This is a genomic window from Pseudomonas helvetica, assembly GCF_039908645.1.
GTDB lineage: Bacteria > Pseudomonadota > Gammaproteobacteria > Pseudomonadales > Pseudomonadaceae > Aquipseudomonas > Aquipseudomonas helvetica.
Genome location: NZ_CP150917.1, coordinates 70,018 through 84,193 on the forward strand (window position 1 = coordinate 70,018; position 14,176 = coordinate 84,193).

Sequence of the window (14,176 nt, forward strand, 5' to 3'; positions counted from 1 at the left end):
TGGAAATAACGCGATAACCGGAAATGCAAAAGATCGGAGCCTCCGGCAGCTCCTACGGACCGATGTAGGCACTGCCGGAGGCTGCGATCTTCTTCTTTTAAGGCTTACGCGGCGTCAGAACCATCTGTGCCGGAACATTGCGCAGAATCTGTCGCTCGATCTTCAGGTCGAAGTCTGCATCCAGCTTCTTCACCCGTTTGGTCAGCAGCGTGGCCAGCCACGGGTAATCTTCGGTGCGCGGCGCCTGAATGCTGACGTCGCACTCATAACTCACCACATCGCTGGCAATCGCATCGAGTTGCCGACGCAATTGCTTGCTATCGGCGATGTTCAGCGCAACGGTGGTGCTCTCGGCCGTTGGGTCGATGACCTTGGCGACACGCTTGGCTTCGGCGGCTTTGAGGGCTGCCTCGGCCTGGTCCAGTTCGGCCTTGCGCGCGTGGCTGATGGCGTTGTTGACACCACCGGTCAGCGCCGGAGCTTTGGGCATCAACGCACGGGCCCGGCTCAGGGCCGTGGCGGCGGCATTCACGTCGCCTTTTTGCAGAACGATCTGGCTGCGTTGCAAATAGGCTTCGGCGAGTTGCCGTTGATATTGCTCCAGCGACTGATCGTTGGGTGATTCGGCCTGCAAGGCGGCCAATTGATCCTCGGCGGTGGCCAGTTCACTGCTGGCCAGGCTTTGCTCCAGCTGCGCGATCGCCGTAGCCCGTGCGTCCGGGACCTCGGGGGCCGGCGGCGTGCTTTGGCAGGCGCCAAGTAGCAGCGAAAATGCAACAAGGAGCAGATAACGGGAGGCGAACGGCTTCATTCCTGCGACTCTCTGATTGCGCAAAAAACGAGCAAGTCTACACCCCTCGACGGGGCAGGACAAAACTCAGCAGAAACAGCGCGGCGGCAGCCACCACAATCGATGGGCCGGCCGGCGTGTCCTTGAACCACGACAGCGCCAGGCCACCGCAGACCGCGAGTATACCGAGCAAACTCGCGCCCAAGGCCATCTGCTCTGGAGAACGTGCGTGACGTTGTGCCGCAGCCGCCGGGATGATCAGCAAGGAAGTAATCAGCAGCACGCCGACAATTTTCATCGCCACCGCGATCACCACCGCAATCAACAGCATCAAGGTCATGCGCAATGCTGCTACCGGCAGGCCTTCAACCGTGGCCAATTCTTCGTGCACGGTAATCGCCAGCAACGGCCGCCACAGCGCCACCAACAGCAGCATCACCGCCGCACTGCCGCCGAGGATCCACGCCAGATCGGTCGGGCTGATCGCCAGCAGGTCGCCGAACAGATAGGCCATCAGGTCGATCCGCACTTCATGCATGAAGCTTAGTACCACCAGGCCGAGAGAGAGCGTGCTCGGCGCAAGAATCCCCAACAAGGTATCGGAGGCCAGCGGCTGGCGCTGTTGCAAGGTCACCAGCAGCACGGCCAGCAACAGGCAGCCGACGGTCACCGCGATGGTCGGGCTGACATCCAGCAGAAAACCCAGCGCCACGCCGAGCAGCGCTGCATGGGACAGGGTGTCGCCGAAATAGGCCATGCGCCGCCAGACCACGAACGATCCCAGCGGACCTGCGACGGCGGCCAGGGCCAGGCCTGCGAGCAGGGCGTACAACAGAAAATCAGCCATGCTTGCAGCCATCTCCATGAACGTGGGTGTGAACGGTCGGTGCCGCGCTGACGACCGAGCCATGCAAGTCGTGGGCGTGGTCGTGATGGTGGTGATAGACCGCCAGGCTCTGCGCGTTCTTGCCGAACAGCTCGACGAACGCCGGGTCGCCGCTGACCTGCTCGGGATGCCCGGAGCAGCAGACATGGCGATTGAGGCAGACCACCTGGTCAGTGGTGCTCATCACCAGGTGCAGATCGTGGGAAACCATCAACACCCCGCAACCGTGGCGGTCGCGCAGGCGGGTGATCAGGCTATAGAGCTCGGCTTGTCCGGCCACATCGACGCCTTGCACCGGCTCGTCAAGCACCAGCAGTTCTGGCTCGCGCAACAGGGCGCGGGCCAGTAATACGCGCTGCATTTCGCCGCCGGAAACGCTTTGCACCGGGCTGTCGATCACCTGTTCGGCGCCGACTTCCTTGAGCGCTGCCAAGGCGCGGGCACGATCTACGCCCGGCACCAGGCGCAAGAAGCGCAGTACCGAGAGCGGCAAGGTCGGGTCAACATGCAGCTTCTGCGGCATATAGCCGACCCGCAGTTTCGGCTTGCGCCAGACGCTGCCGCTGTCGGGCTTGAGCAGGCCAAGCACGGCGCGGACCAGCGTGGTCTTGCCGGCGCCGTTGGGGCCGATCAGGGTAACGATCTGCCTCGGCTCGACGCTCAGCTCGATGTTGTCCAGCACGCTTTGTCCGGCAAAGGTCACCGCAACCTGATTGAGGCGAATTAACGCAGTGCTCATCAAGCCCCCTGGCAACCCGAGCAAAGACCGACCACTTCCACGGTCTGGCCTTCGACCACGAACCCGACTTCGCCGGCGCTGTGGATGATTGTGTCGCTGATGGATTTTTGCTCGAGTTCGATGGCCGCGTGGCATTCGCGGCAAATCAGGAACTGGCCCTGGTGGGCGTGCCCCGGATGATTGCAGCCGACGAAGGCGTTGAGTGAGGAAATGCGGTGGACCAGGCCGTTATCCAGCAGGAAATCCAGCGCGCGATACACCGTCGGCGGCGCGGCGCGGCGGCCATCCTGCTCGCTGAGTACCGCCAGAATGTCGTAGGCGCCCAGCGGCTTGTGGCTTTGCCAGACCAGTTCCAGCACCCGCCGACGCAGCGCGGTCAGGCGCAAGCCCTGACGTGCGCAAATGACATCGGCCTCGGACAATGCGCTGTGCACGCAGTGAGAGTGGTCGTGGGGACGGCTGGCTAGCGGTGTTTTAGGCATGAGCGGCGACGAGTTTTGTGAGAGACGTTATTATGTTACCCGTTCTCGCCTACTTGAGTGGTCATCGTGCCCAGACTTTTTGCCATTTTTGTCACATTTGCTGCCGGTTTTTTTGCGATCGGCGCCGCTCATGCCGAAGTGAACGTACTGACCAGCATCAAGCCCCTGCAGCTGATTGCTGCTGCGGTGCAGGATGGCGTCGGGGTTCCCGAGGTCTTGCTGCCGCCGGGTGCATCGCCGCATAACTATGCCTTGCGTCCATCCGACGTACGGAAGGTGCAGTCGGTGGAGCTGCTCTACTGGATCGGCCCGGACATGGAAGGTTTTCTTCCGCGCGTGCTCAAAGGTCGTAGCCTGCCATCGGTTGCGGTGCAGGACCTGCCAGGTCTGAAGCTGCGGCGTTTTGCCGAAGACAGCCACTCCCATGCGGAAGAGGCAGACGAACACGATCACGACCATCGCCCTGGCAGTCTCGATGCTCACCTCTGGTTGTCACCGGTCAATGCGCGAGTGATCGCGGCAAAAATCGCCACCGACTTGAGTGCTGCCGATCCGGCCAATGCGCCGCGCTATCAGAGCAACCTCAAGGCGTTCGATGAGCGCCTGGACGCGCTGGATCTGCGTTTGAAAGCGCGCTTGGCCGGTATCGCGGGCAAGCCTTACTTCGTGTTTCATGAAGCGTTCGATTACTTCGAAGACGCCTACGGCCTCAAGCACACCGGCGTGTTCAGCGTGGCCGCTGAAGTACAGCCAGGTGCACAGCATGTTGCAGCGATGCGCTCGCGCTTGCAGGAAGTCGGCAAGACCTGCGTGTTCAGCGAACCACCGCTGCGCCCACGCCTGGCCGAGACGCTGGTGGCCGGTTTGCCGGTGAAACTGGCGGAGCTGGATGCGTTGGGCGGCTACACACCGGCGACTGCTCGCGGCTATGAGCAGGTGTTGGAGAAATTGGGGAATGATTTGGCGGGTTGCCTGGAGTCGCTTTAACCCCCGAGCGCAGACCCTGTGGTGAGGGGGCAAGCCCCCTCGCCACGGTTTAGAGGGCGAACGGCAACGGCGTGCTGACGTGCTGACGCTGGGCCAACCGTTGCTGGAACTCCATCGGGTCGTGAATCAGCACGTCCTGCCCGGCAAAGGATTCGGCGGCGATCAAGCGCGACAGCCAGAACCTCACGCAGGCCACCCGCAACATGGTCGGCCACAATTCGGCCTCGGCAGCGGTGAACGGGCGCAGCGCGGCATAAGCCCCGAGCAATGCCCTGGCCCGCGGGCCGTCAAGCACGCCGTCTTCGTCCGAGCACCAGTCATTCAGGGCAATCGCCACGTCGTAGAGCATCGGGCCTGAGCAGGCGTTGTAGAAGTCGATCAGCCCGGTCAGGTGCGTGCCTTCGAACATCGCGTTGTCGCGGAACAGGTCGGCGTGGATGTTGGCCCGAGGCAGCGCCAGAATTTTAATCTTCTGCTCAGTAATTTCGTTCAAGGCGCGTTGCAGCAGATTGCTTTGCGCGGCATTCAGGTGCGACAGCAGTTGCGTGCCTTCTTCGAGCATCCAGTCGAGGCCACGATCAGTCTTGCGCTTGATCATGTGGTCTTTGGTCGCCAGGTGCAGGTGCCCCAGCAATTCGCCGACTTGTGCGCAATGTTGTGCGTTGGCTTCCTTGATGTGCTTGCCGGCCAGCCGCGGCTGCAGCAGTGCAGGCTTGCCGGCCAATTCGCGCAGGGCGATGCCGTCGGTGGTCCGCAATGCATAGGGCACCGGCAAGTTGGCGTCGTGCAGCACGTCGAGCAGCTCGATAAAGAACGGCATCTCCTGCACAGGGCCGCGCTCAACCAGGGTCAGGACAAACTCCCCCTGCTCCAGGCTGATGAAGAAATTGGTGTTTTCGCTACCCGCGGCAATCCCCTGGAAATCAAGCAGGCGGCCGAGCCCATAAGGGGCGAGAAAGGTTTCCAGCTCGGGCCGAGCCAGGGGGGTGAACACAGACATGGTTAAAAACTGCTCAGTTCGGGCGCCGCGGTTGAGCCAGCGCCGATTAAAGTTAAGAAACTACTTCCACGTAAAAATTTCCCACGCCGGAATCAGCATATTCGGCTGATCCGAGCGGATATAGTTTGCCTCCGTTCCGTCCGCACGTATCAGAAAGTACGGTTTTCCACCCTTCGGTGTGACCTTGATCGCGTACACGAAGCCGTTCTGGCGGTACTCCTGAATGACTTTGTCGCCTTCAGTGTGGATGGTGACTTCCGGTTCCGGCGTCGGTGCATCATTGGCTGCCATGACGGCCAGGGGAGTGATTGCAAAGAAGCCAGCCAGTAACAAGCGATTGAGTGAGCGCATGATAACCTTGTCCCTTTGTCGTCAACGGTCCCGCTATTCTAGCGCCGGACCCGCCGAAAAGGTTGATCCTGCTCATGAGCCAAGCCCCCCTCGTCCTGGTGGACGGTTCTTCTTACCTGTACCGCGCCTTTCATGCGCTGCCACCGTTGACCACGTCCAAAGGCCTGCCGACCGGCGCAGTCAAGGGCGTGCTGAACATGCTCAAGAGTCTGCGCAAGCAGTACCCGGACAGCCCGTTCGCCGTGGTATTCGACGCCAAGGGCGGAACATTTCGCGATGACCTGTACGCCGAGTACAAAGCCAATCGTCCCAGCATGCCCGATGACATGCGTGTGCAGATCGAGCCATTGCATGCGAGCGTGATTGCCTTGGGCTTTCCGTTGCTGTGCGTCGATGGTGTTGAGGCCGACGACGTGATCGGCACGCTGGCCCGCAGCAGCGCGGCCGCCGATCGTCCGGTGGTGATCTCGACGGGCGACAAGGACATGGCGCAGCTGGTCGACGGGCACATTACCTTGGTCAATACCATGACCGGTAGCGCGATGGATGTGGCTGGCGTGAAGGAGAAATTCGGCGTCGCTCCCGAGCAGATCATCGATTACCTGGCACTGATGGGCGATTCCTCCGACAACATTCCAGGCGTGCCGGGCATTGGCCCAAAGACGGCGTCCGGCCTGCTGGTGGGTGTGAACGGCGGCCTGACCGAGCTCTATGCGCAACTCGATATCGTCCCGACGCTGCCGATTCGTGGTGCCAAAACGTTGCCTGCCAAGCTTGAAGAACACAAGGAGATGGCGTTCCTCTCCTATCAACTGGCGACCATCAAGGTCGACGTGCCGCTGGATATCGGTCTGGACGACTTGCACCTGCGTGAGCCGGACCGTGAAAAGCTCGCCGAACTCTATACCCTGCTCGAGTTCAAGAGCTGGTTCGAGGAAGTTCAGCGTGATGCCAAGCGAGCGGGCCAGGAAGTGGTCGCGGCGGTTGAAGAAGCCGTAGCCGATAGCGATGGTCCCCACTACACCACGGTCCTCACCCAGGCAGATTTCGACGTCTGGCTGAAGAAGCTGCAAAACGCCACGCTGTTCGCCTTCGATACCGAAACCACGGGCATCGATGCGCAGCAAGCGCAACTTGTCGGGCTGTCGTTCGCTGTGCAGGCCAACGAAGCAGCCTACATTCCGTTGACCCATTCCTACATGGGCGTGCCGGATCAACTGGATCGCGACACGGTGTTGCGCGCACTGAAGCCGATTCTGGAAGACCCGAGCAAACTCAAGGTCGGCCAGCACGCCAAGTTCGACATGAACATCCTGGCCAACTGCGCCATCGGTGGAGATCAGAGCTGCGGCATCATGGTGCAAGGCATCGCCTTCGACACCATGCTCGAGTCCTACGTGCTGGATTCGACTGCGACCCGTCACGACATGGACAGTCTGGCGCTCAAGTATTTGGGCTACACCACCACCAGCTTCCAGGACATCGCGGGCAAGGGCGTCAAGCAACTGACCTTCGACCAGATCTCGCTGGAGCTGGCCGGGCCATACGCCGCTGAAGATGCCGACGTGACGCTGCGTCTGCATCAGACCCTGCATGAAAAACTCGACGCCATTCCGAGCCTGAGCAAAGTCCTCAGCGAAATCGAGATGCCGCTGGTGCCAGTGTTGGCGCGTATCGAGCGCCAGGGCGCGTTGGTCGACGCCAACCTGCTGGGCATCCAGAGCGTTGAACTGGGCGATAAGCTGGTCGCGCTGGAGCGTGAGGCGTTCGCCATTGCCGGTGAGGAGTTCAACCTCGGTTCGCCGAAGCAATTGGGCGTGATCCTCTACGAAAAACTCGGGCTGCCGATTCTCAGCAAAACCGCCAAGGGCCAGGCTTCGACTGCCGAAGCGGTACTGGCGGAACTGGCCGAGCAGGATTACCCGCTGCCCAAGGTATTGATGCAGTACCGCTCCTTGAGCAAGCTGAAAAGCACCTACACCGACCGTCTGCCAGAGCAGATCAATCTGCGCACCGGGCGGATTCATACGTCCTACCATCAAGCGGTGGCAGCGACCGGTCGCTTGTCTTCCAGCGATCCAAACCTGCAGAACATTCCGATTCGTACTGCCGAAGGTCGACGGATTCGTCAGGCGTTCATTGCCCCCAAAGGCTACAAGCTGCTGGCGGCGGACTATTCGCAGATCGAGCTGCGGATCATGGCCCACCTGGCCAAGGACGAAGGGCTGTTGCACGCCTTCCGCAATGATCTGGACGTGCACAAAGCCACCGCTGCCGAGGTGTTTGGGGTTGAGCTGGCGGACGTCACCACCGATCAGCGGCGCAGCGCCAAGGCGATCAACTTCGGCCTGATCTACGGCATGAGCGCATTTGGCCTGGCCAAGCAGATCGGCGTCGACCGTAAACAGTCCCAAGCCTATATCGACCGTTATTTCGCCCGCTATCCAGGCGTGCTCGAGTACATGGAGCGCACCCGCGCCCAGGCGGCCGAGCAAGGTTTCGTCGAAACCATATTCGGTCGTCGCCTGTACCTGCCGGACATCAACGCGAAAAATCCGGCCCTGCGCAAAGGCGCCGAGCGCACGGCAATCAACGCGCCGATGCAAGGCACTGCGGCGGATATCATCAAGAAGGCCATGGTGGCGGTGGATAACTGGCTGCTGACCTCGGGTCTGGACGCCAAAGTGATTCTGCAGGTGCACGATGAATTGGTACTTGAGGTTCGCGAAGACCTGATTGACCAGGTTCGTGAGGAAATTCGCGTTCACATGAGCAGTGCAGCGACCCTGGATGTACCACTTTTGGTGGAAGTCGGCGTTGGAAATAACTGGGATGAAGCGCACTAAGCCGGTGTGAGGCACTTTTTCGGGGATAGCGCCGCGGCGTAGTGTCGCGGCAAGTCATCGGCGAAGGGCTCTTAGTTCGGAAAATTCTTGGGGTTATTCCCAATAGGTTTTGAAATTAACCGGAACTAAATCTGTGAAGCGCCACTCAGAGTTACTGAATGGGTGGTGAAGCCCTTCGATGCTCCTATGTTGTGTTAAGTGTTGGCAGATATCTGGACCCCGCCCTAGCGGTCCGGAAACTTAGACCCCGAATTACTCTCTCCCCATACGTAATTCGGGGTTTTTTTTGCCCAAAAACTGCCTGTGGAACGGCCATGCTGCGTTAAAAACACGGCTCGAAATGCTCATTTAGGTCCCTAAACTCCGCTTTCGAGCCGTGTTTTTGCCTTGCCTGACCGTCCCACAGACAGTTTTCCGTATATCGGATATCCCAAAAGCTTATTGGGCTTCTGTCTCGGTGCCCTTGTCGGCCAGTTCCATCCAGTTCGCCAATACGGTGTAGGCGTCTTCGAGGCCCAGGCGTTTTGGTGCCGAGAACAGCTGGATGGTCACGGTTTCGCCCCAGCCTTTACGGATTTCTGCCTGAACTTTGAGCAAGGTGTTCTTCGCTGCGCCATAGGTCAGTTTGTCGGCCTTGGTCAGCAGAATGTGCATCGGCATGCCGCTGGCCACGGCCCAGTCGAGCATCAGCAGGTCGAAGTCGGTCATTGGATGACGGATGTCCATCATCAGAATCAGGCCTTTCAGACTCTCGCGGCTACCCAGATACGCTTCCAGGTGGCGCTGCCAGTGTTGCTTCAGCGGGATGGGTACTTTCGCATAACCGTAACCCGGCAGGTCGACCAGACGGCGTTCATCGTCTAGCTTGAAGAAGTTCAAGAGTTGCGTGCGGCCTGGTGTTTTCGAGGTGCGCGCCAGGCTGGCGTGAGTCAGGGTGTTCAGGGCGCTGGATTTGCCGGCGTTGGAACGCCCGGCGAAGGCCACTTCAAAGCCTTCATCGTCAGGACATTGGTCGACTTTGGCGGCGCTGAGCATGAAGGTGGACTGTTGGCACAGGCCGAGGATGGGGTTCTTGAGTTGCATGGGATTTCCGATGTGGGCGGTGCCGAGATTGGTCGCAAAGAGCAGCGTCGTTTCCGTTTCAGTGACGCCAGTATATAATGCCGCAGATTTTGTGTGCGCTTTGTCCCGGCGTAGGATGAAGTTCACGAGAGCGATTAACCTTGATTGCGCACTAGAACGCAGCACGCTCTCAACCCTGAAAAGGTCGTTTTATGACGAAATGGCTGCTAGCTGCCGGTGTCTTGATGCCGCTTTACAGCGCTCAGGCTACACAGGATCCGGAAGCTGTGTACAACCGTGTTTGTGGAGCCTGTCATTCCGGCCAACTCCCAACGGCGCCTCAAAAGGGCGATCAGGAAGCTTGGGCGCCAAGACTGGCGCAAGGTATGGAGACGCTGGTGCAACACGTGACCCAGGGTTTCAAGGCGATGCCGCCGCGTGGTTTGTGCATGGACTGCAGTGCCGAGGATTACCGAGCAATCATCCAGTGGATGAACGAGTGATCCCGGTCCATAACTCTTTAACCCTTAGCCGTAGTTGGATTAGCTGATGAACAAATTGATCGTGAGTCTGCTGTTGACCCTGGGGATCTCCGGCATAGCCCATGCTGCAGGCGATGCGACTGCTGGTCAGGCGAAAGCCGCAGTATGTGGCGCCTGTCATGGCCCGGACGGCAATAGCATGGCGCCAAACTTTCCAAAGCTGGCGGGTCAGGGTGAGCGTTACCTGAACAAGCAACTGCACGACATCAAGTCGGGCAAGCGCACCGTTCTGGAGATGACCGGCCTGCTGACCAACCTGAGCGATCAGGACCTGGCTGACCTTGCTGCCTACTTCTCCAGCCAGAAAGGCAGCGTCGGCGCAGCAGATCCTAAAGTCGTGGCTCACGGTGAAGAGTTGTTCCGTGGTGGCAAACTGGATCAGGGCATGCCGTCTTGCACCGGTTGCCACTCGCCTAATGGCGCGGGCAACGCCGCTGCTGCCTTCCCGCATCTGGGCGGCCAGCACGCTCAATACATCGCCAAGCAGCTGACTGATTTCCGCGAAGGTAACCGTACCAACGACGGCGACACGAAAATCATGCAGAGCATTGCTGCAAAATTGAGCAACAAGGACATCGAAGCGGTGTCCAGCTACATTCAGGGCCTGCACTAAGGTCGGTTGAGCGGGCGTTGCGCAGGGTGTTGATCTCGCGCAATGTTAACGCTCGATTAATCCTTCGATGCAAACATAAAAAGGGTGGCTTAGGCTGCCCTTTTTTGTGGCTGCTGCCGTTACACTAGAGCACTAATGCCCGCCATGATCTGCCAGAAAACAGGTCGCGCGAGGCGACCCAATTTGTTCAGGAGTAAAGCATGCGTAATCTGATTCTCAGCGCCGCACTCGTCACTGCCAGCCTGTTTGGTATGACCGCCCAAGCTGCCGAACCGCTTGAAGCCGGTAAACAATATGTCGAATTGGGCAGCGCCGTTCCGGTGGCTGTGCCTGGCAAGATCGAAGTCGTGGAGCTGTTCTGGTATGGCTGCCCGCACTGCTACGCATTCGAGCCGACCATCAATCCCTGGGTTGAAAAACTGCCTGCAGACGTGAACTTCGTGCGTATTCCGGCCATGTTCGGTGGTATCTGGAACGTTCACGGCCAGCTGTACATCACCCTGGAAGCGATGGGCGTGGAGCATAAGGTCCATAAAGCCGTCTTCGAAGCGATCCACGGTGGCAAGAAGCTCGCTACCCCGGAAGAAATGGCTGAGTTCCTGGCCGGCGAAGGTGTCGACAAAGAGAAGTTCCTGAGCACCTACAACTCGTTCGCCGTCAAAGGCAAAGTTGAAGATGCCAAGAAAAAGGCTCAGGCCTATCAGATCTCTGGCGTACCAACCATGGTCGTGAACGGCAAATACCGCTTCGATCTGGGCACTGCCGGTGGTCCTGAAGGCACCTTGAGCGTGGCCGATCAGCTAATCGCCAAGGAGCGCGCCGCTAAGTAAGCGGCGCCCGCCATGCGCCGCTGGGGTACTGAACGTCTCGTTGGTCTGCATGATCCGCAGGTCAACGAGCATCATCTGGAGTCCTCGGGCTTGCCTGCAGACAGCCGTCTGCGTTTGCTCAGTTTCAACATCCAGGTCGGTATCAGTACCGAGCGTTATCGGCATTACCTGACCCGTAGCTGGCAGCATTTGCTGCCGCACACCGGGCGAGCGGATAACCTGCAGAAAATCGGCAATCTGCTGGGCGACTACGATCTGGTCGCTTTGCAGGAAGCCGATGGCGGCAGCCTGCGGTCAGGCTACGTCAATCAAGTCGAACACCTGGCCCAGCTCGGTGCCTTCCCCTACTGGTATCAACAACTCAATCGCAACCTGGGCCGCCTCGCCCAGCACAGCAATGGCGTGCTCAGTCGATTGCGCCCATGGGCGATTGAAGATCATCCGCTGCCGGGGCCAAAGGGCCGTGGTGCGATTCTTGTGCGGTTTGGCGAAGGACCGGATGCGCTGGTGGTCGTGATGATGCACCTCGCGCTGGGGGCGCGCGTGCGGACGATGCAGTTGGCCTACATTCGCGAGCTGATCGGTGACTACAAGCATCAGGTGCTGATGGGCGACATGAACACCCACGCCAGTGACCTGCTGCAAACCTCTCCACTGCGAGACCTGGGCCTGCTTGCGCCGCAAGTCGAAGCGACTTTCCCCAGCTGGCGCCCGCAACGCTGTCTTGACCATATTCTGCTCAGCCCTACGCTGGTCCTTGAACGGGTCGAAGTGCTGGCGCAACCGATTTCTGATCACCTGCCCGTCGCGGTAGAGATTCGTCTGCCGGGTTCGCTCACGGTCGATGCATTGCCCGCGCTGAGTCCTGCCCTTCGCGGAACCCCTGAATGAGCGACGAAGCACAGCGCTGGAAAGAGAAATACCTCAAAAGTATCGAACAACAGGAAAAGCTCGAGCGTCGTTGGGATGCCCGCCTCGACTTGCTGCGTCGCGGACTGGTTCGCAGCACGCTGGCGGCCGAGGGCACCGACCGTGCGGTTGACCAGTGCATGAAGGAAATGCGCGAAGTCATCCGCACCAACGATATGGATGCTGGATTGGCGGCATTGCTGCCACGCCTGGAGAAAGCGGTACTCGACTCCGAGCAGCGGCGCGAGACCCGGGTCAATCAAGTCAGCGCTGCGTTGACCGCCCTGGTCAGTCAGCTTCAGGCGTTGCCGTTGCCGCGCGAGATCAGCCGCCCGCTCAAGACCTTTGCCAAGCAGCTCGACGGACGGGTTGGCCAGGCACGTGAAATCCCCCTGTTGCTCGGTGAGCTCAGTGGTCTGCAAGGTCAGGCGCTGAATCTGCTGGATAACCCTGCCGAGCCAAGCCGCCCAGGTTTGCTGCAGCGTTTGTTTGGCGGTAGAGAGGCGGATGCTCAGGCTTCAGAAGCCGGTGCGCTACAACACGAAGCGCCTGCTCCGAGCCCTGTTGAGCAAGTGTCGGCACCTGTAACAGAGGCGACAGCCGAGCCGGTGCATGAATCACCAGTGCCGTTGCCGATCCAGGTTATTACCCCCGCTGTACACGAAATCCCGGCACCCACCGCGCAGGTGCCGCACGCTGTGATTGCAGAGTCGGAGCCGTTGGCACCTCAGTCGCTGGAAGAAGCAAAGCCAGCACCTGACGTGGTGGCTTTTGTTCCTCCAGTGCTGGCCGTGGAAGCTGCGCGTGGCAAAGCGCAGGTAGCGGAACAGAATCTGCCGGATGTGGATACGCCGGAAGAACCGCAGATATCCCCGACACCCGACCCGGTGACGGTTGCTGATTCAATGGCGATCAATCCCGACGAGCTGACATCCGAGGTCCCTCGGACGGCGGATGAAGCTTCGCCGTTAATTGATAGCCTTCCTCCCCTGCCGGCGATGGCAGAAGCCTTGGCTACTCTGGACCCGGAGCATCCTGAGCAGGATGTTCTTTACGCACTGCCCGACTCGCCGGAGCCGTCCTACAGCTCGGTGGCCAAACACATCGAGAGCACGCTGCTGGGGCTGCTGGACGATTTGTCGCTGCCCGAGCGTCACCGTCCGCAGGCCGAGGCGATGCGCGATCGGCTGCAAAATGGCTTGAATTGGTACGAGCTGCTGCCGATCCTCGATGATCTGGCGGTTTTGATGCTGGCGATCACTGACAGCGGTCAGCATGAGTTCGAGGTTTACCTCAAGCAACTCAATGAGCGATTGGAGTCCTTCCAAAGCAACCTGCAAGCCGCCAGTGAGGGTCATGCCGACAACCGCTCTGCTGCGCGGGAGATGGACACGCAGATCCGTGAGCAGGTCGATGGCTTGCAGAGCAGCATGCAGGACGCCGCCGATCTGGAGGGCCTCAAGCATGTGCTGGAGAACCATCTGGAAGGGTTGCTCGGCACCATGGATCAGCACCAGAAACAGCGCGACGAGCGTGAGCAGGAGGTTGCGGCACGTCTACAAGGCTTGGCCGAGCGAGTTGCGAGCATGGAGCAGGAGGCTCAGGGTTACCGCGAGCACCTGGAAGAGCAACGTCAGAAAGCCCTGGTCGATCCGCTGACCGGTTTACCGAACCGGGCGGCCTGGAGCGAGCGTCTGGAGCACGAGATTGCCCAGTGGCAGCAACACGGAAACTCGCTGTTGCTGGCGATGCTCGATCTCGACCACTTCAAGCGCATCAACGATAACTACGGTCACCTGGCCGGCGACAAAGTGCTGAAGATCATTGCCAACGTGCTGCGCAAGCGCCTGCGCGGTACGGACTTCATTGCCCGTTTCGGTGGTGAGGAGTTTGTCTTGCTGGTGCCCAATACCCCTTTGGCTGTCGGCGCCAAGTTGGCAGAAACCCTGCGCGCGGCTATCGAAGCCTGCCCGTTTCATTTCAAAGGTGAGCGCGTGACGATCACGGTTTCCATGGGAATGACGGCGTTCAAAGCGGGAGAACACAGCGATCTTGTGCTGAAAAGAGCCGATCAGGCGCTTTACCGGGCAAAAAATGCCGGCCGAAACCGAGTGGAGCTGGGCTGACGATAAGTGATCC

The 14,176-nt window shown here is 59.8% G+C and carries 14 protein-coding genes; 7 read left to right on the forward strand and 7 right to left on the reverse strand.

Annotated features, from left to right (window positions below; translation table 11 throughout):
* Positions 1 to 97: 97 nt before the first annotated feature.
* The 4 genes from AABM55_RS00360 to AABM55_RS00375 are packed head-to-tail and all read right to left on the reverse strand — an operon-like array spanning position 98 to position 2,897.
* Positions 98 to 811, reverse strand: a complete 714-nt coding sequence (locus AABM55_RS00360) for a PA5502 family lipoprotein (RefSeq protein ID WP_054594940.1) — start codon at positions 809 to 811, stop codon at positions 98 to 100.
* Between the two features lie 37 nt (positions 812 to 848).
* Positions 849 to 1,637: a zinc ABC transporter permease subunit ZnuB gene (znuB, locus tag AABM55_RS00365; protein ID WP_054594941.1), complete on the reverse strand. Its 789-nt coding sequence runs from the start codon at positions 1,635 to 1,637 to the stop codon at positions 849 to 851.
* Complete coding sequence (gene znuC, locus AABM55_RS00370; protein ID WP_054594942.1) at positions 1,630 to 2,415, reverse strand: zinc ABC transporter ATP-binding protein ZnuC; 786 nt, start codon at positions 2,413 to 2,415, stop codon at positions 1,630 to 1,632. The genes znuB and znuC overlap by 8 nt, the downstream gene beginning before the upstream one ends.
* Positions 2,415 to 2,897, reverse strand: coding sequence for a Fur family transcriptional regulator (locus tag AABM55_RS00375; RefSeq protein ID WP_054594943.1), 483 nt, complete (start codon positions 2,895 to 2,897; stop codon positions 2,415 to 2,417). Before AABM55_RS00375 ends, znuC begins: the two co-directional genes overlap by 1 nt.
* 57 nt (positions 2,898 to 2,954) lie before the next feature.
* On the opposite strand from AABM55_RS00375, the gene AABM55_RS00380 reads away from it, so the two are divergent.
* Positions 2,955 to 3,884 carry a zinc ABC transporter substrate-binding protein gene (locus AABM55_RS00380; RefSeq protein WP_081013722.1) on the forward strand — a complete coding sequence of 310 codons (930 nt, stop codon included), beginning with the start codon at positions 2,955 to 2,957 and terminating at the stop codon, positions 3,882 to 3,884.
* 49 nt (positions 3,885 to 3,933) lie between these two features.
* On the opposite strand, the gene AABM55_RS00385 is transcribed toward AABM55_RS00380, so the two are convergent.
* Positions 3,934 to 4,884 carry a homoserine kinase gene (locus tag AABM55_RS00385; protein ID WP_054594945.1) on the reverse strand — a complete coding sequence of 317 codons (951 nt, stop codon included), beginning with the start codon at positions 4,882 to 4,884 and terminating at the stop codon, positions 3,934 to 3,936.
* A 60-nt stretch (positions 4,885 to 4,944) separates the two neighbouring features.
* Positions 4,945 to 5,235 (reverse strand): DUF2782 domain-containing protein, encoded by a 291-nt coding sequence (locus AABM55_RS00390; protein ID WP_054594946.1) that lies wholly within the window; start codon positions 5,233 to 5,235, stop codon positions 4,945 to 4,947.
* 74 nt (positions 5,236 to 5,309) lie between these two features.
* Here AABM55_RS00390 and polA point away from each other — a divergent pair, with 74 nt between their 5' ends.
* Positions 5,310 to 8,081 carry a DNA polymerase I gene (polA, locus tag AABM55_RS00395; protein WP_347928522.1) on the forward strand — a complete coding sequence of 924 codons (2,772 nt, stop codon included), beginning with the start codon at positions 5,310 to 5,312 and terminating at the stop codon, positions 8,079 to 8,081.
* A gap of 438 nt (positions 8,082 to 8,519) precedes the next feature.
* On the opposite strand, the gene yihA is transcribed toward polA, so the two are convergent.
* On the reverse strand, positions 8,520 to 9,164 hold the full coding sequence (gene yihA, locus AABM55_RS00400) for a ribosome biogenesis GTP-binding protein YihA/YsxC (protein ID WP_054594948.1): 645 nt from the start codon (positions 9,162 to 9,164) through the stop codon (positions 8,520 to 8,522).
* A 191-nt stretch (positions 9,165 to 9,355) separates the two neighbouring features.
* Here yihA and AABM55_RS00405 point away from each other — a divergent pair, with 191 nt between their 5' ends.
* From AABM55_RS00405 to AABM55_RS00425, 5 genes are all read left to right on the forward strand, one after another.
* Positions 9,356 to 9,646 (forward strand): cytochrome c5 family protein, encoded by a 291-nt coding sequence (locus AABM55_RS00405; protein ID WP_054594949.1) that lies wholly within the window; start codon positions 9,356 to 9,358, stop codon positions 9,644 to 9,646.
* A 46-nt stretch (positions 9,647 to 9,692) separates the two neighbouring features.
* Positions 9,693 to 10,298 (forward strand): cytochrome c4, encoded by a 606-nt coding sequence (locus tag AABM55_RS00410; RefSeq protein ID WP_054594950.1) that lies wholly within the window; start codon positions 9,693 to 9,695, stop codon positions 10,296 to 10,298.
* Positions 10,299 to 10,498: 200 nt separating this feature from the next.
* Positions 10,499 to 11,128, forward strand: coding sequence for a thiol:disulfide interchange protein DsbA/DsbL (locus tag AABM55_RS00415; protein WP_216744876.1), 630 nt, complete (start codon positions 10,499 to 10,501; stop codon positions 11,126 to 11,128).
* Positions 11,129 to 11,140: 12 nt separating this feature from the next.
* The gene (locus AABM55_RS00420; protein WP_054594952.1) at positions 11,141 to 12,019 is read left to right on the forward strand and encodes an endonuclease/exonuclease/phosphatase family protein; all 879 of its coding nucleotides are present in this window, start codon (positions 11,141 to 11,143) and stop codon (positions 12,017 to 12,019) included.
* A complete protein-coding gene (locus AABM55_RS00425) occupies positions 12,016 to 14,163 on the forward strand; it encodes a diguanylate cyclase (protein WP_347928523.1) in 2,148 nt (715 codons plus the stop codon). Before AABM55_RS00420 ends, AABM55_RS00425 begins: the two co-directional genes overlap by 4 nt.
* Positions 14,164 to 14,176: the final 13 nt, after the last annotated feature.

Excerpts from the sequence above, each read along its gene's own strand:
- AABM55_RS00375 (WP_054594943.1), bottom strand. The coding sequence starts at position 2,897 with ATGCCTAAAACACCGCTAGCCAGCCGTCCCCACGACCACTCTCACTGC.
- AABM55_RS00410 (WP_054594950.1), top strand. The coding sequence starts at position 9,693 with ATGAACAAATTGATCGTGAGTCTGCTGTTGACCCTGGGGATCTCCGGC.
- AABM55_RS00385 (WP_054594945.1), bottom strand. The coding sequence starts at position 4,884 with ATGTCTGTGTTCACCCCCCTGGCTCGGCCCGAGCTGGAAACCTTTCTC.
- znuC (WP_054594942.1), bottom strand. The coding sequence starts at position 2,415 with ATGAGCACTGCGTTAATTCGCCTCAATCAGGTTGCGGTGACCTTTGCC.
- znuB (WP_054594941.1), bottom strand. The coding sequence starts at position 1,637 with ATGGCTGATTTTCTGTTGTACGCCCTGCTCGCAGGCCTGGCCCTGGCC.
- AABM55_RS00415 (WP_216744876.1), top strand. The coding sequence starts at position 10,499 with ATGCGTAATCTGATTCTCAGCGCCGCACTCGTCACTGCCAGCCTGTTT.
- AABM55_RS00390 (WP_054594946.1), bottom strand. The coding sequence starts at position 5,235 with ATGCGCTCACTCAATCGCTTGTTACTGGCTGGCTTCTTTGCAATCACT.
- yihA (WP_054594948.1), bottom strand. The coding sequence starts at position 9,164 with ATGCAACTCAAGAACCCCATCCTCGGCCTGTGCCAACAGTCCACCTTC.
- AABM55_RS00405 (WP_054594949.1), top strand. The coding sequence starts at position 9,356 with ATGACGAAATGGCTGCTAGCTGCCGGTGTCTTGATGCCGCTTTACAGC.
- polA (WP_347928522.1), top strand. The coding sequence starts at position 5,310 with ATGAGCCAAGCCCCCCTCGTCCTGGTGGACGGTTCTTCTTACCTGTAC.
- AABM55_RS00420 (WP_054594952.1), top strand. The coding sequence starts at position 11,141 with ATGCGCCGCTGGGGTACTGAACGTCTCGTTGGTCTGCATGATCCGCAG.
- AABM55_RS00425 (WP_347928523.1), top strand. The coding sequence starts at position 12,016 with ATGAGCGACGAAGCACAGCGCTGGAAAGAGAAATACCTCAAAAGTATC.
- AABM55_RS00360 (WP_054594940.1), bottom strand. The coding sequence starts at position 811 with ATGAAGCCGTTCGCCTCCCGTTATCTGCTCCTTGTTGCATTTTCGCTG.